The sequence below is a fragment of the Phaeacidiphilus oryzae TH49 genome, from assembly GCF_000744815.1.
GTDB classification, from domain to species: domain Bacteria; phylum Actinomycetota; class Actinomycetes; order Streptomycetales; family Streptomycetaceae; genus Phaeacidiphilus; species Phaeacidiphilus oryzae.
This window is the reverse complement of sequence record NZ_JQMQ01000004.1, coordinates 683,193-702,286: the sequence shown is the minus strand read 5'-3', so window position 1 is coordinate 702,286 and position 19,094 is coordinate 683,193. Positions and strand designations below refer to the sequence as shown.

Below are 19,094 nucleotides of genomic sequence, written 5' to 3'. Positions count from 1 at the left end.
GAGACCAGTGCGACGCGATCAACGAAAGGTGTCCCCGTGCACCACGACGGCAGTGGCCTGCCCTACCAGCCGAACCCGCGCTACGCGGCCGTCGGAGGCGCGGTCGCCCGCGGCTGGCCCGCGGCCCTGGCCGAACTGCCGGAGCGGGTGCGGGTGGTGGCCCTGGACGGCCCCTGGGCGCTGGACTGGGACGGGGTGCGCGCCGCCCTGGCGGCCGCCCGTCCCGGCCTGGCCCTACTGGACGTCCGCCCCCACCTGGCCCCCTGGGCCGAGATCGAGGCCCGCACCGAGGCGGGCGCACTGGCCCACGACCCGCACTTCGCCGCCCTCTCACAGGCCACACTGGCCGACTTCTTCACCGCGCTGCCCGCAGTGCGGCCGGGCGAGGAACTGACGGTGGTGTACGGCCCCGGCGCGGCACTCGTCGAGCACGACGCCCTCTGGTACGCCGATCTGCCCAAGCGGTACGCCGAAGCCGCGATCGCCGCAGGTACCGGTACCAACCTCGGTCAGCGGCCGTCCGACGGTCCTGGCGGCACCCGGCGGCTCTTCTACATCGACTGGCCGATCCTCGACCGGCACCGCGACTCCCTCGCCGACCGGATCGACCGCTGGATCGACCTCCAGGACCCGGACGCCCCCGCCTCCCTCGACGGCGCCGCACTGCGGGCGACGGCCGCCGGCCTGGCCCGCCGTCCCTTCCGCACCCGTCCGACCTTCAACACCACCCCGTGGGGCGGCCAGTGGGGCCGGCGCGAGCTCGGCTTCAACCCCGAGGGTCCGAACACCGCACTCGGCTACGAGCTGATCGCGCCCGAGTCCGGGGTCCTGATAGGCGGCCGCCCGGGAGCGGGCACGGGAGCCGGCGAGGGCGGGGGCGAGGGCGAGGGCTCCGAGGACAGCGGTCCACAGATCGAGCTGCCCTTCCAGCTCCTGGTCGCCCTCCACCCCGAACTCGTCCTGGGCGAGACGGTGCATGAGATGTTCGGCACCTCCTTCCCGATCCGGTTCGACTATCTCGACACCGTCGACGGCGGCAACCTCTCGGTCCACTGCCACCCGCAGCCGGACTACATGAAGGAGGTCTTCGGCTGGCCCTACACCCAGCACGAGACCTACTACCTGATGTCGGGCAGCGAGCAGAACACCGTCTTCCTCGGTCTGCGCGACGACGCCGACGTCTCCGAGTTCCACCACCGCGCCCACGCGGCCGACGCCGAGGGCACCCCCTTCCCGATCGAACGCTTTGTGCAGACCTTCCCCGCCACTCCGCACCAACTCTTCCTCATCCCCGGCGGCACTCCGCACGGCAGCGGGGCGGGCAACGTGGTGCTGGAGGTCAGCGCCACCCCGTACCTCTACTCGCTGCGGTTCTACGACTGGCTGCGCCGGGACGCCCGGAACCGGCAGCGCGCCGTCCACGTCGAGCACGCCTTCCGCAATCTCGACACCGAACGCACCGGTGACGCGGTCGCCCGCGATCTCGTACAGTCGCCCCGGATCCTCCGCAAGGGCGAAGGCTGGCGGGAGGAGGTTCTGGGGCGGTTGCCGGAGATGTTCTTCGTGGTCCACCGACTGGCCGTCGACGCGCAGGCCACCGCGCCGGACCGCACGGACGGGCGCTTCCACGTGGTCAACGTGGTCGAGGGGGACGGCGTGCTGGTGCGCACCGAGGCCGGCGTCGAGCACCGGGTGGGATACGCCGAGACCCTGGTCGTCCCGGCGGCCGTCGGCCGGTACACGGTCACCGGGCTCGGCGCCCGGGAGAGCCGGGTCGTCAAGGCGTTCGTGAAATGAGCGAAGCCCGCACGGGGTGGGCCCACTCCCCCACCGTCCCGGTCCTGGAGATCGGCGGCACCCATGTCACGGCCGCCCTGGTGCGGATCGGCTCCGGGCCCGCCCGGGTGGTCGCGGAGCACCGCGAGCCGCTGGACGGCGAGGGGCCGGCGGAGGCCGTCACGGCCGCCCTGCTGCGGGCCGGCCGAGCGCTGCCGGCGGGGGCACCGGCCCGCTGGGGCGTCGCGCTGCCCGGCCCCTTCGACTACGCCCGGGGCATCGCCCGTTACCGCGGCGTCGGCAAGTTCGACGCGCTGGACGGCCTGGACCTCGGCGCCCTGCTGGCGGCCGGCCTCCCGGGCTGCACGGGTGTGGCGTTCCTCAACGACGCCGAGGCCTTCGCCCGCGGCGAGTGGATCGAGGGCGCCGGACGGGGACGCGCCGCGCTCGTCGCCGTCACCCTGGGAACCGGCGTCGGTTCCGCCTTCCTCCGCGAGGGCACGGCGGTGACCAGCGGCGAGACGGTGCCCCCGGAGGGCCGCGCCGACCTGATCAGCCATCAGGGCAGGCCACTTGAGGACAGCGTGTCGCGGCGCGCCCTGATCGCCGCCTACCGCCGGGCCTCCGGCCGCCGCCTCGACGTGCGGGAGATCGCCGCGGCCGCCAGGGGCGGCGACGCAGCCGCGGCCCGCGTGCTCAGCCAGGCCTTCGGCGCCCTCGGGCAGGCCCTCGCCCCCTGGCTACGCCGATTCGGCGCGGAGGCCCTGGTGGTCGGCGGATCGATGACCGGCTCCTGGGACCTGATCGAGCCGGCCCTCACGGCGGGGCTCCGGGCGGACGGCGGCGCGGCCCCGCGTCCAGTCCTCGCCCGGCGGCCGCGGGACGCCGCCCTCATCGGTGCGGCCTGGCACGCCCGCGCGGCCCGCGCGGACGCGCCGGTGCGACTGCCGGACTGACAGGCCGCGCGGGTTCGTGCGGAACGGCAGCCGACACGGGTCGCACAAGGGAGGATCATCATCGTCCTGGTGGTAAGAGAACGTGTCCGGCGACGTACCGGGCCGCCCACGCGTCTGGCCCACAAGCTGCAAGGGAGTCCATCGTGACCAGCGGGTCGCCCGCCCCCACCGCACAGCCCACGATGAAGGAGGTCGCCGCCCTCGCCGAGGTCAGCCCGATGACCGTCTCGCGGGTGCTGCGCGGCGACACCGCCGTGTCGCCGGACCGGCGCGCCCGGGTCGAGGCCGCCGTCCAGCGGCTCGGCTACCGGCGCAACACCCTGGCCCGCAACTTCCGGCAGGGCCAGGGCACCGGGACCATCGGGCTGATCGTCACCAATCTCGCCAACCCCTTCTACGCCCGGTTGGCCCTGGGCATCGAGGCGGCGGTCGCCGAGGAGGGGCTGCGGCTGATGATCACCAACACCGCGGGCGACACCGCCCGTGAGCGGGCCGCGATCCGCGACTTCTCCGGCCGCCGGGTCGACGGGGTGGTCCTGGTCCCGGCCGGCGCCGACCAGGCGTATCTGGCCGAGGAGTTGCCCGCCGGCCTGCCGGTGGTCACGGTCGCCCGGCCGCCCGCCGGCCACGAGGCGGACTGCGTGCTGGTCGACGACTTCGGGGGCGCCTACGCGGCCACCGGCCGGCTGCTGGCCGCGGGGCACCGCCGCATCGGGTTCCTCGGCAACCCCCCGTCGGTCTACACCGGTTCCGAGCGCTACCGGGGCTACTGCGCCGCTCTCCACGAGGCGGGACTCGGCATCGACGACGCCCTGGTCAAGCGCGGCCAGGAGGACATGGCCTCGGCCGAGGCGGCCGCCGCCGAGCTCCTCGCCCTGCCGCAGCCCCCCACCGCCGTCTTCTGCACCAACAACCGCAACACACTGGGCGCCTACCGGGCGCTGCGGCACCTCGGCCGGTCGGCCACGCTGGCCGGGTTCGACGACTTCGACCTCGCCGACGTCCTCAGCGTCCCCGTGCTGGTGGTCGACTACGACCCGGACGAGATCGGCCGCCGCGCGGCCGAGCTGCTCCGGGAGCGGCTCTCGCCGACCGGGACGCCGGCTCCGCCCCCGCGCCGGGTCGTCGTCCGCACCACGATCATCGCCCACGGCGCGGACGAGGGCCCGGCACCCGACCAAAGCGGCCGATAGCCGGGCTCGGCGGCCGCCGGCGGACGCGGCAAGCCCCGGCGGCCGCCCCCCTCAGACCGACATCCGCCGGGTGAGCCGGTTGGACCGGGTCAGCGCGGCCGCCAGCACCCAGGCCAGGGCGGGCAGTCCGAGCAGCAGGGCGCCCAGCTCCGGCCAGGGCACCACGAGCGGGTGCGCGGCCAGCGAGATGTCGCCGGTCACCGCGTCGACCCAGGGCCGCTCGGCGGCCTGGTCGGCCTTGACCAGGCCGGCCGCGGGCACCACCCCGGCGAGGGTGCCGAGGAGGACCCCGATCGCGGCCACCGCCGCGCACTGGAAGCCCGAGAGCGTACGCCGGATCCGCGGAGCGGCCCCCACCGCGGACAGGGTGTCCAGGTCCCGCTGCGAGTCGGCGGCGGAGAGCCCGGTGGCGACGCCGGCCGCGGCGACCGCCACCGCGGAGGCGATGATCAGCAGCATCAGGGCGACCACCCCGCTGTCCGAGCGGTATCCGCTCTCGACGGTCAGCGAACCGCTGCCGCCCTGCTTGGCCACCGCGGCGGTGGCCGCCTGGAGTTGGGCGGAGGTCACTCCCCCGGCCCCGCCCGCCTCCGGGCCGGCGCCCGGCAGCCAGATCGATCCGGCCGGGGAGGTGCCGACGCCGGCCGCCCGGGCGGCCCGCACCGACAGCACCGCCTGGGCGGAGGGCACCTTGGCGTCCACCACCACGGCGGGCAGGCTGACCGTGCTGGTCTCGGGCTTCTGGTCCTCGCCCACCGGGTCGAGGGTCCGCAGCAGGGTCACCCGGCCGTCCTCCACGTACCGGGGGTCCGTGACGAGGACCGCGCCCTGCGCCAGACGCCGCTCGGCCGCCGCGTCGTCCACCCCCAACAGGTTCCGCAGCACGTCGGCGTCGCCGGCCACCACGTCGCCGAAGTACATCGAGTTGACCTCGGCCGCACGGCAGCGCGGATCGGTCCGCAGCAGCCGCCTGGCCTCCGTCGCGGAGATCTCCGCCCCCGAGCCGTACGGATCGAGCGCGGCCTTCGGTGTGGTGTCCCGGCAGAGCCGGTCGGCGGGCATCCGCAGCTGCACCGAGCCGCAGCGCCGCGTGTCGGCGTCGCTGCCCTTGGCGGAGACCGCGCAGTCCGCGCCGTAGTAGGTGCGGTAGACGTCGGCCCGGCTGCCGAGTCCGGGCAGCACGGCCGCGGTGGCGGCGCGTTCCGCCGCGGCGGCCCTGCCCTGCGGGTCCGGGGCCTCGCCGAGTTGGAGGACGAGGGCGCCGGCCGGGGCGCCCGCCCGGTACTCGGCGCGCTGGGCGGCGTCCTGTCCCGCCTGGTAGGTGAGGATGGCCACCGCCCCGGCGACGGCCGCGGTCACCGCGGCCACCGCGGGCGCGGTACGGCCCCGGTTGCGGGCCGCGTCGCGCAGCGCCAGCCGGGGGCCGAGCGGCAGCCGCCCGGCCACCCGCCCGGCCAGCAGCACCAGGTGTGGGGTACAGGCCACCAGCCCGAGTTCGGCCAGCACCGACCCCGCGCCCACGGCCGTCGAGCCGTGCCCGGTGGCGGCGCCGAACACCGCGCCGGCCGCGCCGAGCAGCACCACGGCCAGCCCGCACACCAGCAGCGCCCGGGACGGCGCCCGGACCGAACCTCGCTGCCCCAGCGCGGCGGTGACGGACTGCCGGGAGGCCTGGACGGCCGGCACCAGGGCCGCCGCCAGTCCGGTGAGCACCCCGAGGACGACCAGAGCGGCAAGATCCAGCGGGGCCAGGGTGAGCCCGCCGAAGCGGGAGCCGCTGTACTGCTCCAGCGGTCCGCGGAGGACCGCCGCGGCGACGATGCCGAGGCCGAGTCCGACGAGGGCGCCGGCCCCGCCCAGCACCGCCCCGCCGGCCAGCACCACGGCCCGGATGTGCCGCCGGTCGCCGCCGGCCACCGCGACCAGGCCGAGCTGGCGCCGGTTGCGCCGGGCGCCCACCGCGAAGGCCGGGCCGGCCAGCAGCACCACCTCCAGCAGCGCCATCGCCACCGCGGTGCTCAGCGCGATGGCGGCGGTGGAGGAGATCCCGCCGCCGCGGGAGGCCCGGTCGTGGAAGTCCAGGTGGTACGGGATTCGGTCCGCGGCGGGCGGATCCAGCAGCACCGCGCGGGAGGTCACCTCCACTCCGTAGCCGTTCGCCCGGAGCACCTGCGGCCAGCTGAAGCCGCCGCTGCCGGAGGGCAGCCGGACCAGCCAGGAGCCGTCACCGGTCGGCCTGGCGCTGCCCTCCACGTCGGCCATCACGCTGGTGGAACGGGCCAGTACGGAGTAGAGCTCACCGGGCCGGGCGATCAGCGCGCGGTCGGCGAGCAGCCCCGGGTACTCCACGGCGGCGGTGATCCGGTACGGGCGGTCGGTGCCGAGCGGGGTGGTGGTGTCGCCGACCCGCAGCCCGGCGGACTTGAGGAAGGCCGTGGTGGCCGCGATCTCGTACGGCCGGTCGGGCCAGCTGCCCTGACGCATCGTCACCAGTCCGCGGGTGGCCGGCGACCGCAGGTCCAGTTCGCGGTAGCCGGGCGAGGTGACGCCGTACCGGGTGGTGAAGGGGATGCCGGTGGTCTCCTCCGGGAGGGGCGTCAGCCGGCTGCCGGCCGGCAGCGCCGCCTTGAGCAGCCGCTCGGGCGAGGCCGCGGCGGCGCTGCGGGCGGCGGCGGACGGGGTGTACGGGGCCATCGCGGTCAGCCGGCCGCTCTCCTCGGACCCGTCCCCGGGGTTGGGCTGCTGCTCGATGGGGTGGCCCGGGTCGCTGATCGAGACCAGGGCGTCGGCCGCGCCCATCTGGCGGGTGGCGACGGTGGCCGCCGAGAGGTGGGAGCTGCGGGCGGTGACGTCCGCCGCGGAGGCGCCGAGCACCGGCAGCGCGATCATGACGGCGACCAGGGCGCTGCGGCCTCGGGAGCGGAGGGCGTCCCGGCGGGCGATCCGCAGGGCGGCCCGCCAGGCGGCGGGCCTCATCGGCCCACCCGCCCGGAGAGCAGCGATTCGGCGGTGCCGGAGGAGGTCTCGTCGACCATCCGGCCGTCCCGCAGGAAGACCACCCGGTCCGCCCAGGCGGCGTGCCGGGCCTCGTGGGTGACCAGGACGCCGGCGGCGCCGGCGTCGCAGCGGGTGCGCAGGACGGCGAGAACGGCCTCGCCGGTGGTGGAGTCCAGCGCTCCGGTGGGCTCGTCGGCCAATACCAGGCGCCGGTCGCCGATCAGCGCGCGGGCGATGGCGACCCGCTGCTGCTGGCCGCCCGACATGTCGTCGGGGAAGCGGTCGGCGAGTTCGCCGATGCCGATCTCGTCCAGTGCGGCCTGCGCCTCCTGCCGGGCCCGGCGGGCCGGGACGCCGTCCAGTTCGCGCGGGAGCGAGACGTTCTCGGCGGCGGTGAGCGCCGGTATCAGGTTGAAGTCCTGGAAGACATAGCCGATCTGACGCCGGCGCACAGCGGCGAGCGCGCGCGAGGACAGTGCCCCGAGCTCCTGTCCCTCGACCCGGATCTCCCCCGAGGTGGCAGTGTCGAGGCCGCCGGCCAGCGTCAGCAGGGTGGACTTGCCGGAACCGCTGGGGCCCATCACCGCGACCAGTTCGCCGGCCCGGACGGCCAGGTCGATGCCGCGCAGGGCGTGCACCTCGGCGGCGCCGCTGCCGTGGACGCGGGTGACCCCGCTGAGGCTGAGGACCGGGCGGTCCGCGGGGGCCGACGGCCCGGGCGAGACCTCCGATACGGAGGCTGGCTCTGAACCGGGTTGCCCGGTAGGGGGGTTGTGCTCGGGTGACACGTTCTGCTCTCCCTCAGAAGTGTGCGGTGTCGCGGGTCGCGGACTGCTCCCGCGCCCCTGTCGCGTCGGTGCCGGCCGATCCGGCGCGGGCGTCGGCGCCGTCGGCGGTGTCGGCGGTGTCGGCGGTCCCGGCGGCCTTGGCGGCCTGCTGCCGCCGGGCCCGGCCGGCGCGGGCGAGCCGCTGCTCGCAGTGGTCCAGCCAGCGGATCTCCGCCTCGGCCTGGAAGATCAGCTGTTCCAGGACCAGCAGCCAGGCCAGGTCGTCGGTGGAATCGGCCGCTTCCCGGGAGCCCCCCGGGTCCGCCGCCGCGCCGGTCTCGGCGGCCAGCGCACGCGCCTTCAGCCGGGTGTAGTCCTGCAGCGCGCGCATGGTGTGCGCGCGCTGCGCCTGGACCACGGCCTGGACGTCGACCTCGGGCGCCCCGACCGCCATCGCCAGCTTGATCGCCAGCTCGTCCCGGGGCGGGTGATTGCGCCCGACCGGCGTGCCGAACCAGGAGCGCAGCTCCTGCCGGCCCTGTTCGGTGATGGCGTAGTAGACCTGCCCCTCCGCCTCCTCGGCGCCCGCGCCCTCGGCGCAGGGGGCGACCAGACCGTCCCGCTCCAGTCGGCCGAGGGTGGTATAGACCTGTCCGACGTTCAGCGGCCAGGTCCCCCCGGTCCGCGACTCGAACTCGGCGCGCAGTTGATAGCCGTAGCGAGGGCCTTGATCGAGAAGGGCGAGCAACCCGTGACGGATGGACATACCGCGTATGTATACCCGGTATGCAGCCCCTCTCGCAACGTCGGTCGCCGGCCGCCGGCCCGGCGCGGGCGAAGGCGGCGACCGCCCCCACCGCGAGCAGCGCGGCAGCGGACGAGGCCGGCGAGGACCCGGCCGAGAGCTGGGCGAGATGGTGGAAGAGCAGAAGGCCGGGGCACGCGGGGGCCGGGCCCCGTAGACGAGCGCGGCCAAGGCGCCGGCACCGCGCAGCAGCCCGGCCACCGGCTCCGGGTGAGGGGGCGGATCACCCGCCCTTTCGGTCCTGGACGGCCGTGACCGCCGTCGCGCCCTGCTCCGCCCCGGAGGACGGGCGCGGAAAGAACTCCCGCACCGGGAGCAGCAGGCCGAGGAGTGACAGCACGATGAAGACCACCTGGTGGACATGGTCCTTCCCCGGCGGCAGCCGGCCGGCCAGGTGGGCGACCCAGAACACCGGGTAGAACCACTGCGCCCACCACGCCCAGACCTCCCGGCGCCGGAACGGCAGCACTGTGATCAGCGTGCCGAACAGCCCCAGCCCGATCGCGGCCAGCCCGTCCGCGCGCATCAAGCGCACGTCGCCGGAGCCCGGCGCGATGACGGCCACCAGACCGAAGACGAAGATGCCCGCGCCCACCAGGGCCAGACAGATCCACGCAACCCGGAACCGGGCCTTCCCAGCCTCTGCCACGCTTAGGCAGTACCCCGAGACCCCCGCCGGAACGCCCCTCCCCGCCGAGTCGCCGGACACCGGCCCGTCAGATCCGCCAGGAGCGCAGGAGGTGAGCGGTGCCGTAGACGTCCAGGCCGGTGGTGCGGATGGCCCGGACCAGGTCGATCAGCGCCCCGTAGGGCGGCGCGATGCCCTCCTCGCTGGCGTGCATGTACGCGGTGGCCAGACCGGCGCCGAACAGCTCGTTCCGCGCCGGAAGCGGCTTGAGGAGGACGGTGGTGTGGAGCAGGGCGGCGGCACGCCAGGCGGCGTCCGGCTCCTCCCCCAGCCTCGGCGTGTTCACCCGGTGCCGGGCCACGGCCGCCACCAGCGCGGAGTAGTCGTTCACGGCCGGCTGCTCGGGCAGCAGCTCGGCCTGGCGCTCCAGCAGCCAGGGGATGTCGATGTGCAGTTCCATGCCTCAGGCGGCTCCGGCCGTGCGGCGCGGAACGCTGTCCGGGAAGGCCTCGTCGAACGCACCAGCGTGCTCGCCCACGAAGCGGCGGAACGCCTCGGCGCCCTCGGCGAGCGCGCGCCGGTGGGCCAGGTCCCCGGCCACGGCCTCCCGCACCAGCGTCTTGAGCGAGACCGCCCGCGCCTCGGCCTCCTGCCGCAGCTGAGCCATTTCCTCTTCGCTGAACTCGATATTGAGAGCAGGCATGCCCACAGCCTAGCGTCCGATAGCGGTTCTCCGGTACCAACGACAGAGAAACCGCAGGTGAAACCCACCGCACGCCGGTACCGGGCACCTCGTCCCCCGCGCCCCCCGTGGCTAGCCGTGGGTGCGTTTCAGCTTGAGCGCCAGGCGGGGGGCGACGAAGGACGCGAGGAAGATCGGCAGAAGTCGCTTTCCGGTGCATCGGAAGGCGACGACCTCGCCCTCGGCGGCGTCGAAGGTCTCGTTCGCGCTGGACTTCCGGCCGTCGCGGACCCGCAGTTCGTGCCGGCCGCTCTCGATCGGCAGCTCGATCGTCTCGTTCATGCCGACCACCGCGACGGGCCTGCCGTCCAGCAGTACCTCGTAGTCGCCACGACGCACCTCGGCGCCGATCGCCTTGTGCGTCAGCTTCAGCGTTGCCACCATCGACGCTCTCCTCCAGCCGCCCTTGCCGCACCTCCCTTTCAGCGACTACCCGTCCCCCGCGGGCTTCACCCCGGCACACCGGCACACGACCGACGACCGGGAGTTCTCTTTGGAGCCGTGGGGCGCCCTGGGCCGGCATTTGCGGGCGGTCGTCCGCAGCACGGCGGCGCAGGTCACGGTCCCGCCGCCGCCGCGCGCCGAGCGGATCAGTAGCCGACCGGGTTGACGAAGGTCTCGGGGTCGGAGGTGGCGCCGGCCTGGTGCCACAGGGCTCCGCCGTAGGGCCAGGCGAGGGTGGTGTGGGTGGTCTCGTCGGGCGGGGTGATCTGGACCTGGGCCGGGGCGAACGGGCGGGTGTCGGTGGTGTTCGCGGGGATCGGCAGGACGTTGATGGTGATCTCGGCCGTGTCGTCCCCGGGCTTCAGGGTGAGGGTGGCCGGCTTGTCCTTGGAGCGCGGCAGGTCCCACGTTTCGCCGGTCCTGCTGATCAGGCGGACGCCCGGGAAGCCGTACAGGGTGCAGGTGCGGGAGCCGATGTTGGTCAGCTTCACGGAGGCGATCTGCTGCTGGGTGCCGCCCATGTCGGGGGCGCCGGCGTTCCAGCGGAGCTTGAGCTCGCCGGTGTGGCAGCGGCTGCTCGCGGCCGCCGGGGACACGTTGACGGCGCCGGTGGCCGCGTTGCCACTGCCGTTGCCGTTGCCCTGGGCGCTCGTGCCGCCGGTCCCGGCAGAGCCTTGGCCGCCGGCCTGCGCAGTGGTCTGCTGACCGGTCGCTGCGGAGGGGGCGGAGGAGGCGCCGGTCGGCTGTGTCGTGCTCGGCTGACCGGCAGCAGAGGACTGCGCCGCGGCCCCGGCGGAGGAGTCGGACGGGCTGCATGCGGCAGCACCGGCCCCTACAACGGCTACGGCCAGCGCGGCGGCGGTGCAACGGAGGGCGCGGTTCAGCTTGGCGGTCATGGGTCCCCCTCGGGAGTGCCGGATCGTCTCGCCCGGCTCTCGCTGTGTCGGATGCGCTTATCGGTAGGAGGGACGGATCTTCCTACGAACCGGTTCGAGGAAGATCGTCCGGGATCTGTAACAGGCGGCGGGACCGCCTTCAGGGGATGAGGAGACCGATCGCCACCCGCAGCCGGTCGCGGTAGAACTCCCGCGAGGAGGCCTGGTACTTGAGCCCGACCGAGGTGCTGATCAGCGTCTGCGTCCGGGCGAGGGCGGAGGCCGGTTCCGCTCCCGGCTCGGCGGCGAGGGCGTCGGTGATCAGCCGCTCGAAGCGGCGGGGCATCGACTCCAGCAGCTCGCCGAGGAGGTCGGGGTTGTCCTCGATGACCGTCGGGACGTCGCGCGACAGGGGGCCGACGTAGCGGCCCGCCCAATGATCGAACGCCTCCAGGAGACGCTCCTGGAGGGGGCGGTCGGCTACGGCCAGGGCGCGTTCGGCCGCCGCCAGGTCCCGTTCCAGGATGTGGGTGGCCGCGGCCCGGAACAGCGCCTCCTTGGACGAGAAGAGGAAGTAGAGCCCGGGCCGCGAGATCCGCGCGGACCGCGCCACCTCCTCCATCGAGGTCTTGCGGTAGCCGAAGCGGGCGAACGTGGCCATGGCCGCCTCGAGGACGGCGGTACGCCGATCGGTCTCGGCGGGCGCCGGGGCCGCGGGGGCGCCGGGGTCGGGGCGGCGTCGCGGGTGGCCGGCGCGGGCTCGCGGCCGTGGGGTCGGCATCCGTGCTGCGCATCCACCGATCCTAGGAGCGGCAGACGAGCTATACAAGTCACGTTCAATCTGTAAAGTGGCCGCTATGGAATCTCGCCCCCTCATCACCACCCGCTTCACGGCCGCCAGCACAGCGGAGGAGGTGCTGCGCGGTGTCGACCTCAGCGGCCTCCGCGCGATCGTGACGGGAGCCTCCTCCGGCCTGGGAGCCGAGACGGCCCGGGTGCTGGCCCGCGCAGGCGCCGAGGTGACCCTCGCGGTGCGGAACACGGCCGCCGGCGAGGCCGTGGCGGACGCCGTCGAGAAGTCGGCCCACGGCGGAATCCGTCCGCGAGTCGAGCGGCTCGATCTCGCGGAGCGGGACACGATCGCCAGGTTCGTCGAGGCGTGGCGGGAGCTGCCGTTGCATCTGCTGGTCAACAACGCGGGCGTGGTCACCGGCGGCCTCGAACGCACTCGCGAGGGCTGGGAGCTGCAGTTCGCGACCAACCATCTCGGCCACTTCGCCCTGGCCCGCGGTCTTCACGAGGCCCTGGCCCGGGGCGCGGCCGAGCGCGACGGAGCACGGATCGTCGCGGTCAGCTCCACCGCGCACATGCGTTCCGGCATCGACTTCGACGACCTCCACTTCGAGCACCGCCCCTACGACCCGCAGATCGCCTACGCCCAGTCGAAGACGGCGAACTCCCTCTTCGCCGTCGAGGCGACCCGGCGCTGGGCGTCGGACGGCATCGTCGCCAACGCGGTGAACCCCGGCGGCATCGCGACCGGGCTGCAGCGGAACTTCACCCCGGAGCAGAAGGCCTCACTGGAGGCCGCCGAGGCAGCCGGGGTCTTCACCTACAAGACGGTGGGGCAGGGCGCCGCCGCCGGCGTCATCGCGGCCGTGGCCCCCGAGTTCGCCCACACCGGCGGCCACTACCTCGACGACGGGCAGGAGGCCTACACCGTGCCCGACGACGCCGATCTCGCCCAGCATCCGCACGGCGTCAAGGAATGGGCACTCGACCCCGACATCGCCAAGCGCCTGTGGGAGGTCTCCAGCGAGCTCCTCCGCGTCTGAGCCCATAGCGATCGAGCGAGCCACTGCCCAGCCACCGCCGCTCGGCTGCACCTCGGCTGCGGCTCGCGTAGCCACCGCCCGGACCCCAACGAGGCCTCCCACGCTTCCGACGCTCCCGGACGCCCGCGCATTCACCCCAGTGGGACGACGATCTCGCCGCCGTGGCCGCCGTTCTTCCCCTCGGCCTCGTCCAGGATGAGCTCGACGAGAGTGGCCCGGGAGACGTGCGGCGGCAGCAGTGGGCGCTTGAACTCCGCCAGCGGCAGGACGCGTCGCTGCGGGGCTATGCCGCCGACCCGGAGGTCCGGGGCGTGGAAGACCGTGCCGCCGGCCTGAAGGACGATCGTGTCGGCCTCGACCCGCTCCGCCATCTCCTTTCCGACGACCATCTTCATGATCGCCTGGTAGATCCGTCCGCCCGCGTTGGCCGACACTCCCGTGCCCAGCGCGCCGAGCCAGACGGTGCGGAAGTCCCCGGCGGCGAGCAGCCGGGCGCCGGCCTCCAGCGCCCCCGGGCCGTCCCCCTTGCTGATCCCGATGGCGGAGACGGCCGCCTCCACGTCGCCCAGGGCGGGGAGATCCCCCGGGGCCATGACGTCGGCCCGGCGGATCTCGAGCCTCTCGGGGGCGGCGGCGGAGGGGAGAGCGAACTGCTCCGGCTTGCGGACGAGGGCCACGACCTCGTGCCCGCGCTCCAGCGCCTGCCCCACGAGGAGGCGGCCGACCTTTCCGGAGGCTCCGAGAACTGCGATGCGCATGGTGAACGATCCTTTGACTGAACAGGTGTTGGCTATATGAGTGAACAGGTGTTGGTTACTCATTGTCAAGCGCCCTGGTGCCTGTAAGGTGAACAACCGTTGCCGAGTGGCCGTGCCGGTGGAAGGAGGCCGAGGATGCCGTCGCCCGACGAGGGGCGCCCCGCCCGGCGCCGCAATCCGCGCGGCCAGGGACAGCTGCTCAAGGCCCAGCTGGTGGAGGCCGCGGCACGGCTCCTGGCCACCCTCGACCAGCCCGAGACGCTCACCCTGCGGCAGGTGGCCCGCGAGGTCGGGGTCGCCCCCGCCAGCATCTACGGCCACTTCCCGGATCTCGGCGCGCTGGTGGAGCACGTACTGCGGCTGCGCTATCAGGAGCTGGCCGCGCTGCTGGACCGGGCCGCGGAAGCGGAAGCGGCCCCTGGTCCGCTCGCCGGCCTGGTGGCCCGCTGCGCGGCCTATGTGCGCTGGGGCGTCGAGCAGCCCGGCGCCTACCGGACCCTCTTCGGCGGACGGATGCCGGCCGACCTCGTCCCCGGGGCCGGCCACGGCGAGGGCGCCGAGCTGCTGGACGCCGTCATCACCTCCCTGGCGCGGGTCAACGGCGAGCGGGGGCGGCAGGGATCGGAGGAGCAGCGCTGGCGGGACGGGCTGATGCTCTGGACCGCGATGCACGGACTGGTCGGCCTCTACAACGACCACGGCGACCTGCCCTGGCCGCCGCTGGACGACCTCCTCGCCCAGCTGCTCGCCCTTCACACCGGCCGGCCTGCCGCGGAGATCGCCGCCCTGCTGGCGCGGCGGGACGAGGACTAGCGCGCCGCCCGCCCGAATCCCGTCGACAGGCCCGCCGGGCCCGTGGATATTCTTCGTCGAGAAGCGGCGGGAGCAGGCGGCTCCCGCCGTCCCGACCGGTCGAGGAGGACCTGTTGTCGAGCACGGAACTGGCGCGGCAGGAATGCGCGGTCACCATCCTGGGCGGCCCCACCGCCGTCCTCGACATCGGCGGACTGCGCATCGTCAGCGACCCGACCTTCGACGACCCCGCGCCCCACGGATACCTGACGAAGACGACGGGGCCGGCGGTCGCCGAAGCCGACCTGGGCCCGGTCGATCTGGTGCTGGTCAGCCACGACCTCCACCCGGACAATCTCGACGACCGCGGCCGGGCGTTCGCCGAGGCCGCCCCGCTGGTCGTGACCGGCCCGCGCTCCGCGGAGCGGCTCGGGCCCCCTGCGGTGGGCCTGTCCCCCTGGAGCAGCCGTGCCGTGCCCCGCGGAGACGGCGGAGGCGACCTCACCGTGCTGGTCGTCCCCGCGGTGCACGGACCGGAGGACGCCGACCGCGACGCCGACGGCAACGTCAACTGCGAGGTGAGCGGTTTCGTGCTGTCCGGCGAGGGACTGCCCACCGTCTACATCAGCGGCGACAACGCCTCGATCCGGACCGTCGCGGAGATCTCCCGCCGCCTTCCGGACATCGACGTGGCGGTGCTGCACGCCGGAGCGGCGCGGGTGCCGACCAAGTTCGACGGCCGCCCGCTGTCCCTCGACAGCCGGCGGGCCGCCGCCGCGGCCGCCGTCCTCGACCCCCGCCTGGTGGTCCCCGCCCACTTCGACGGCTGGACCCACTTCTCCGAGGGGCTGGCCGATCTGCGACTGGCCTTCGACGAGGCCGGTCTCTCCGAACTCCTGCGGGTCGCCCCGCACGGGAGCTGGACCCGGCTCGACAAGTCCTGACGGACGGCCGACGGGGGGCAACGGCGGCCGGGGGCCGGGGCCGGCGGCAGCCGGTCGCCGCCGCCCCCACGGCCGCGCGCCCTGCGTCAGGCGCGCTTCGGCAGCCGCCAGTTGGGGCGCGGGAAGTGGCAGGTGTAACCGTCCGGGTAGCGCTGGAGGTAGTCCTGGTGCTCCGGCTCGGCCTCCCAGAACGGACCGGCCGGTACCACCTCGGTCACCACCGGGCCCGGCCACAGCCCGGAGGCCTCGACGTCCGCGATGGTGTCCTTGGCCACGCGGTGCTGCTCCTCGTCGAGGTAGAAGATCGCCGAGCGGTAGCTGAGGCCGATGTCGTTGCCCTGCCGGTTGCTGGTGGTCGGATCGTGGATCTGGAAGAAGTACTCCAGGATCGACCGGTAGTCGGTGACGGCGGAATCGAAGGTGATCTCGATCGATTCCGCGTGCTTCCCGTGGTTGCGGTAGGTGGGGTGGGGCGTGTCGGCATCCCCGCTGTAACCGACCCGGGTCGCCACCACCCCGGGGAGCGAGCGGATCAGCTCCTGCATCCCCCAGAAGCAGCCGCCCGCCAACAGGGCCTTCTCCGTTGCCTCGGTCATGGTGCTTCACCTTTCTGTAAAGGACCAGTCTCGTCCCAGGGCCGGCCTCTCGCCTCGCCGGGGTGGGGCCGGGGCGGGTGCCCCCCTCACCGCGAGGGCCCGGCGGCCTCGCCGCCGTCCGGGGCACCGTGGAGAAGGCGGGTGACGACGCCCGCCATCTCGGGCAGGTGCACCACGTGGTCCACCTGGCCCGAGCGGATCGCCGCCTTCGGCATCCCCTTGAACTCAGCGGACTCCGGGTCCTGCACCAGGACCGTGCCGCCGCAGGCCTTGACGGCCGTCACGCCCCGGGCGCCGTCGCTGTCCGCGCCGGTCAGCACGCAGGCGATGAGCCCGCCGTCGAACGTCGCGGCCGCGGACTCGAAGAGCGGATCGGCGGCGGGGCGGGCGAAGTTGACCCGGGGCTCGCGGGTGAGGAACAGCGTCCCGTCGTCCCGGACGCACAGGTGCTGGTCGGGCGGAGCCAGGTAGACGGTGCCGGCCTGCGGCTTCTCGCCGTCCTCGGCGAGCTTGACCCGTAGGGCGGAGGGGCGCGAGAGGATCGCCACCAGCATGGTCTCGCGGGACCGGTTGAGGTGCTGGGCCACCAGCACCGGCACCGGGAGAGACCCCTCGAGTCCGCCCAGCAGCGTCTTCAGTCCCTGGACGCCGCCGGCCGAGGAGGCCACCAGCACGGCCGACCAGCGGCCGCTGCCCTCACCACGTGGAGTTCTCTGCACACAAGAAGACTACTGACCTGACCGGCGATCGGACGCGGACCGCCCGCGACGCGCGGAGCACACCGCGGCGATCACCGGGCGCTAGCCTCTCGGCCATGCGGGCGGACGACTGGTTGAGCGACACCCGGACCTCCTACGACACGGTCGCGGCCGGTTACGCCGACTTCGTGCGCGACGCCATTCCCCGGCTGCGGTATCTGCGCACGGCGCTGGCGCTGTTCGCCGAAAGCGTGCTGGCGGCGGGCGCCGGACCCGTGGCGGACGTCGGCTGCGGCCCTGGTCATGTCACCGCCCATCTGCACGCCCTCGGCGTCGACGCCTTCGGGATCGACCTCTCCCCCGGGATGGTCGAGGTGGCCTGGCGCGACCATCCGGGCCTGCGGTTCGAGGTGGGGTCGATGACGGAGCTCGGCCTTCCCGCGGCATCGCTGGCCGGGCTGCTCGCCTGGCACTCACTGATCCACGTCCCCGACGAGGCGATGCCGTCCGTGATCGGTGGCTTCCATCGGGCGCTGCGGCCGGGCGGAGCGCTGCAGATCCTGTTCCACATCGGCGACGGGTCTCGGCTGAAGACCGAGGGCTACGGCGGCCATCCGATGAGGGTGCGGGTCCACCGCCGCCGGCCGGGCCGGATGGCCGGCTGGCTGCGCGCGGCCGGGTTTGTGACGGAGGCTCAGCTGCTGCTGGACCCCGAGGAGGAGGCCGCGCAGGCGGTCCTCTTCGCGCGCCGCGACTGATCGTCGTGGGAGTGGTGGGTGCTGGGGTGGGGTGGCGTGATATGTCTGGCGGATAGTGCGCGGGCCGGCCATCGGGGGCGCGGGTGGGTGATGCCGCGTCAGGACAGTCGGTTGTTGAGTGGGCCGAACCAGGGGGGTTCATGAAGGCTGGGGAGTGGGTGACGGCCGCGCTCGCGGCGGGTGCCGCGGGGCTGCTGCTGACCGGGTGCGGGGGTGGCGCGCCGGGCGGGGCTCCGGCGATCACCCCGGCTGGTGGAGGGCCGGTCTCCTCGGCCGCGGCCTCCCCGACTCCGGCCTCGTCCGGGCCGGCCTCGGCCGGATCGGCCTCGGCGTCCGCGGCGCCTGGCCAGGCGGTGGCGGTCGGACGGTCGACGACCGTCTCGACCGGCCGGCGGGGCGGCCGCGCGGGCTCGTACACGATCACGGTCGAGGAGCTGAAGTCGGCCTCGGTGCTGACGAACGAGGACGGCTCCGTGGTCCGGCCCGACGCGGGCGACCGGATCGTCTGCGTTCACCTGCGGGTCGAGGATGTCGCGAGCGGCGGGACGACCGGCTCCCTGTCGCCGTTCACCAACCCCTGGTGGGCCTCCGGCAGCGGCCGGTTGAGCCGCCCCAAGGACTCCGGGGCGGAGTGCGCCGGACTGGGGCTGACGGGCGACGCGCTGTCCGGCCAACGTGAGCCGGCCCCGGGTCAGTATGTGGACGGAACGGTCTCGACCGAGGTGCCGAAGAGCCGTGGCGCCCTGGTCTTCACCGACGGTGCGGGAGCCCAGCTGTTCCGGGTGCCGGTGGCGGCCGGGTAAAGCGGTCGCGGTCAACTGCCCCCTCTGGTACCAACGGCGCCATGTCTGAGACCCGCACCCACCTGGTGGACACTCCGCACGGCGAGATCCTGGTCGAGGACGGCGGGTCGCCGGACGGCCTCGGGGTGGTGGTCCATCCGGGGTCGCCCGGGTCGCGGCTGCTGTCCGGGGCGGGCGTCGAGAGCGCGGCGGAGTCCGGCCTGCGGTTGCTCAGCTTCGACACGGCAACCGCCGCGAGGCCTACGCGTGGCTGAGCGGACGGGCGCCGGGGTGACGGCGGAGGGCGAGGGGCTCGCCCATGGCGAGGGCCTGCCGCACGGGGGAGTCGGCAGGCCCTCGGTCGGCAGCTTAGCGCCGATTGGCCGGGGGCGCTGGGCGTACCGACCGGTTAGTCGCCGCCGGCGTGGTTCCCGACTCGGCACTTCCTTTTGGTGGATCCCCTCTGCCGCGAGAGGCTGGGGGTGCAGCTTCGCCACAGTCCAGCAGAGCTCCCCGGCCCTGCGGTGTCCCTGCCCCCCCGACGGACTGAGGAGGCACGGATGCGCCCGCACGTTCCCCGGGGCGTCGAACCGCTCGACGACTACAACACCGCCGTGCGGGAGCGGGCGGCGACCATGCGGGCCCGTGCGGCGCGGCAGTACGCGAAGGCGCGGAGGATGAGGCGGCAACTGCGGACGGTACTCGGCCGCGTCCGGCCGCACCGCGACCGACGCCGGGACTGAAGCGC

General features: G+C 74.3%; 22 protein-coding genes. 10 read left to right on the top strand and 12 right to left on the bottom strand.

Annotated elements, in window-relative coordinates:
• The first annotated feature begins 36 nt into the window (after window positions 1–36).
• The 3 genes from BS73_RS38615 (at window position 37) to BS73_RS03330 (ending at window position 3,925) form a co-directional block, all read left to right on the top strand.
• Window positions 37–1,797: a class I mannose-6-phosphate isomerase gene (locus BS73_RS38615; RefSeq protein WP_235215267.1), complete on the top strand. Its 1,761-nt coding sequence runs from the start codon at window positions 37–39 to the stop codon at window positions 1,795–1,797.
• Window positions 1,794–2,732 (top strand): ROK family protein, encoded by a 939-nt coding sequence (locus BS73_RS03335; protein ID WP_051939242.1) that lies wholly within the window; start codon window positions 1,794–1,796, stop codon window positions 2,730–2,732. Before BS73_RS38615 ends, BS73_RS03335 begins: the two co-directional genes overlap by 4 nt.
• Window positions 2,733–2,914: 182 nt before the next feature.
• Window positions 2,915–3,925, top strand: a complete 1,011-nt coding sequence (locus tag BS73_RS03330; protein WP_051939396.1) for a LacI family DNA-binding transcriptional regulator — start codon at window positions 2,915–2,917, stop codon at window positions 3,923–3,925.
• A gap of 51 nt (window positions 3,926–3,976) precedes the next feature.
• Here BS73_RS03330 and BS73_RS03325 read toward each other — a convergent pair whose 3' ends face one another.
• The 9 genes from BS73_RS03325 to BS73_RS03285 all read right to left on the bottom strand — a co-directional run bounded on the left by BS73_RS03325 (window position 3,977) and on the right by BS73_RS03285 (window position 11,844).
• Window positions 3,977–6,901, bottom strand: a complete 2,925-nt coding sequence (locus BS73_RS03325) for an FtsX-like permease family protein (protein WP_037569023.1) — start codon at window positions 6,899–6,901, stop codon at window positions 3,977–3,979.
• Complete coding sequence (locus BS73_RS03320) at window positions 6,898–7,710, bottom strand: ABC transporter ATP-binding protein (RefSeq protein ID WP_051939241.1); 813 nt, start codon at window positions 7,708–7,710, stop codon at window positions 6,898–6,900. The genes BS73_RS03325 and BS73_RS03320 overlap by 4 nt, the downstream gene beginning before the upstream one ends.
• A gap of 13 nt (window positions 7,711–7,723) precedes the next feature.
• A complete protein-coding gene (locus BS73_RS03315) occupies window positions 7,724–8,455 on the bottom strand; it encodes a PadR family transcriptional regulator (protein ID WP_051939238.1) in 732 nt (243 codons plus the stop codon).
• 262 nt (window positions 8,456–8,717) lie between these two features.
• Complete coding sequence (locus tag BS73_RS03310; protein WP_051939236.1) at window positions 8,718–9,143, bottom strand: hypothetical protein; 426 nt, start codon at window positions 9,141–9,143, stop codon at window positions 8,718–8,720.
• A 67-nt stretch (window positions 9,144–9,210) separates the two neighbouring features.
• Window positions 9,211–9,582, bottom strand: a complete 372-nt coding sequence (locus BS73_RS03305; protein ID WP_037569019.1) for a hypothetical protein — start codon at window positions 9,580–9,582, stop codon at window positions 9,211–9,213.
• Between the two features lie 3 nt (window positions 9,583–9,585).
• Window positions 9,586–9,825: a hypothetical protein gene (locus BS73_RS03300; RefSeq protein WP_037569017.1), complete on the bottom strand. Its 240-nt coding sequence runs from the start codon at window positions 9,823–9,825 to the stop codon at window positions 9,586–9,588.
• Between the two features lie 111 nt (window positions 9,826–9,936).
• Window positions 9,937–10,248 carry a hypothetical protein gene (locus BS73_RS03295; RefSeq protein WP_037569015.1) on the bottom strand — a complete coding sequence of 104 codons (312 nt, stop codon included), beginning with the start codon at window positions 10,246–10,248 and terminating at the stop codon, window positions 9,937–9,939.
• A gap of 206 nt (window positions 10,249–10,454) precedes the next feature.
• Window positions 10,455–11,204 (bottom strand): DUF4232 domain-containing protein, encoded by a 750-nt coding sequence (locus BS73_RS03290; RefSeq protein ID WP_037569014.1) that lies wholly within the window; start codon window positions 11,202–11,204, stop codon window positions 10,455–10,457.
• 139 nt (window positions 11,205–11,343) lie between these two features.
• Window positions 11,344–11,844 carry a TetR/AcrR family transcriptional regulator gene (locus BS73_RS03285; protein WP_037569685.1) on the bottom strand — a complete coding sequence of 167 codons (501 nt, stop codon included), beginning with the start codon at window positions 11,842–11,844 and terminating at the stop codon, window positions 11,344–11,346.
• A 196-nt stretch (window positions 11,845–12,040) separates the two neighbouring features.
• On the opposite strand from BS73_RS03285, the gene BS73_RS03280 reads away from it, so the two are divergent.
• The gene (locus tag BS73_RS03280) at window positions 12,041–13,018 is read left to right on the top strand and encodes an SDR family NAD(P)-dependent oxidoreductase (RefSeq protein ID WP_037569013.1); all 978 of its coding nucleotides are present in this window, start codon (window positions 12,041–12,043) and stop codon (window positions 13,016–13,018) included.
• A 131-nt stretch (window positions 13,019–13,149) separates the two neighbouring features.
• On the opposite strand, the gene BS73_RS03275 is transcribed toward BS73_RS03280, so the two are convergent.
• Window positions 13,150–13,776, bottom strand: a complete 627-nt coding sequence (locus BS73_RS03275; protein ID WP_037569012.1) for an NAD(P)-dependent oxidoreductase — start codon at window positions 13,774–13,776, stop codon at window positions 13,150–13,152.
• A gap of 135 nt (window positions 13,777–13,911) precedes the next feature.
• Here BS73_RS03275 and BS73_RS03270 point away from each other — a divergent pair, with 135 nt between their 5' ends.
• Together BS73_RS03270 and BS73_RS03265 are read left to right on the top strand one after the other, a co-directional pair.
• Complete coding sequence (locus BS73_RS03270) at window positions 13,912–14,589, top strand: TetR/AcrR family transcriptional regulator (protein ID WP_235215266.1); 678 nt, start codon at window positions 13,912–13,914, stop codon at window positions 14,587–14,589.
• A 113-nt stretch (window positions 14,590–14,702) separates the two neighbouring features.
• Entirely contained in the window at window positions 14,703–15,512 is an 810-nt protein-coding gene (locus BS73_RS03265; protein WP_235215265.1) for an MBL fold metallo-hydrolase, read from the top strand.
• Window positions 15,513–15,598: 86 nt separating this feature from the next.
• Here the strand turns inward: BS73_RS03265 and msrA are convergent, their stop codons facing one another.
• Both msrA and BS73_RS03255 read right to left on the bottom strand, forming a co-directional pair.
• On the bottom strand, window positions 15,599–16,108 hold the full coding sequence (gene msrA, locus BS73_RS03260; RefSeq protein WP_037569011.1) for a peptide-methionine (S)-S-oxide reductase MsrA: 510 nt from the start codon (window positions 16,106–16,108) through the stop codon (window positions 15,599–15,601).
• Window positions 16,109–16,194: 86 nt separating this feature from the next.
• Window positions 16,195–16,827, bottom strand: a complete 633-nt coding sequence (locus BS73_RS03255) for a chemotaxis protein CheB (RefSeq protein WP_235215264.1) — start codon at window positions 16,825–16,827, stop codon at window positions 16,195–16,197.
• A gap of 95 nt (window positions 16,828–16,922) precedes the next feature.
• Between BS73_RS03255 and BS73_RS03250 the strand changes: the two genes are divergently transcribed.
• From BS73_RS03250 to BS73_RS03235, 4 genes are all read left to right on the top strand, one after another.
• Window positions 16,923–17,564 (top strand): class I SAM-dependent methyltransferase, encoded by a 642-nt coding sequence (locus BS73_RS03250; RefSeq protein ID WP_037569010.1) that lies wholly within the window; start codon window positions 16,923–16,925, stop codon window positions 17,562–17,564.
• Between the two features lie 140 nt (window positions 17,565–17,704).
• A complete protein-coding gene (locus tag BS73_RS38060) occupies window positions 17,705–18,367 on the top strand; it encodes a hypothetical protein (protein ID WP_161789629.1) in 663 nt (220 codons plus the stop codon).
• Between the two features lie 41 nt (window positions 18,368–18,408).
• The gene (locus BS73_RS03240; protein ID WP_037569008.1) at window positions 18,409–18,621 is read left to right on the top strand and encodes a hypothetical protein; all 213 of its coding nucleotides are present in this window, start codon (window positions 18,409–18,411) and stop codon (window positions 18,619–18,621) included.
• A 285-nt stretch (window positions 18,622–18,906) separates the two neighbouring features.
• On the top strand, window positions 18,907–19,089 hold the full coding sequence (locus BS73_RS03235) for a hypothetical protein (RefSeq protein ID WP_037569006.1): 183 nt from the start codon (window positions 18,907–18,909) through the stop codon (window positions 19,087–19,089).
• Window positions 19,090–19,094 lie beyond the last annotated feature (5 nt).

What these genes read in the sequence shown, in the direction of transcription:
- BS73_RS03335 (WP_051939242.1), top strand. Translation starts at nt 1,794, where the DNA reads ATGAGCGAAGCCCGCACGGGGTGGGCCCACTCCCCCACCGTCCCGGTC.
- BS73_RS03330 (WP_051939396.1), top strand. Translation starts at nt 2,915, where the DNA reads ATGAAGGAGGTCGCCGCCCTCGCCGAGGTCAGCCCGATGACCGTCTCG.
- BS73_RS03325 (WP_037569023.1), bottom strand. Translation starts at nt 6,901, where the DNA reads ATGAGGCCCGCCGCCTGGCGGGCCGCCCTGCGGATCGCCCGCCGGGAC.
- BS73_RS03315 (WP_051939238.1), bottom strand. Translation starts at nt 8,455, where the DNA reads ATGTCCATCCGTCACGGGTTGCTCGCCCTTCTCGATCAAGGCCCTCGC.
- BS73_RS03305 (WP_037569019.1), bottom strand. Translation starts at nt 9,582, where the DNA reads ATGGAACTGCACATCGACATCCCCTGGCTGCTGGAGCGCCAGGCCGAG.
- BS73_RS03300 (WP_037569017.1), bottom strand. Translation starts at nt 9,825, where the DNA reads ATGCCTGCTCTCAATATCGAGTTCAGCGAAGAGGAAATGGCTCAGCTG.
- BS73_RS03295 (WP_037569015.1), bottom strand. Translation starts at nt 10,248, where the DNA reads ATGGTGGCAACGCTGAAGCTGACGCACAAGGCGATCGGCGCCGAGGTG.
- BS73_RS03290 (WP_037569014.1), bottom strand. Translation starts at nt 11,204, where the DNA reads ATGACCGCCAAGCTGAACCGCGCCCTCCGTTGCACCGCCGCCGCGCTG.
- BS73_RS03285 (WP_037569685.1), bottom strand. Translation starts at nt 11,844, where the DNA reads ATGGCCACGTTCGCCCGCTTCGGCTACCGCAAGACCTCGATGGAGGAG.
- BS73_RS03280 (WP_037569013.1), top strand. Translation starts at nt 12,041, where the DNA reads ATGGAATCTCGCCCCCTCATCACCACCCGCTTCACGGCCGCCAGCACA.
- BS73_RS03275 (WP_037569012.1), bottom strand. Translation starts at nt 13,776, where the DNA reads ATGCGCATCGCAGTTCTCGGAGCCTCCGGAAAGGTCGGCCGCCTCCTC.
- BS73_RS03270 (WP_235215266.1), top strand. Translation starts at nt 13,912, where the DNA reads ATGCCGTCGCCCGACGAGGGGCGCCCCGCCCGGCGCCGCAATCCGCGC.
- msrA (WP_037569011.1), bottom strand. Translation starts at nt 16,108, where the DNA reads ATGACCGAGGCAACGGAGAAGGCCCTGTTGGCGGGCGGCTGCTTCTGG.
- BS73_RS03250 (WP_037569010.1), top strand. Translation starts at nt 16,923, where the DNA reads ATGCGGGCGGACGACTGGTTGAGCGACACCCGGACCTCCTACGACACG.
- BS73_RS38060 (WP_161789629.1), top strand. Translation starts at nt 17,705, where the DNA reads ATGAAGGCTGGGGAGTGGGTGACGGCCGCGCTCGCGGCGGGTGCCGCG.
- BS73_RS03240 (WP_037569008.1), top strand. Translation starts at nt 18,409, where the DNA reads ATGTCTGAGACCCGCACCCACCTGGTGGACACTCCGCACGGCGAGATC.
- BS73_RS03235 (WP_037569006.1), top strand. Translation starts at nt 18,907, where the DNA reads ATGCGCCCGCACGTTCCCCGGGGCGTCGAACCGCTCGACGACTACAAC.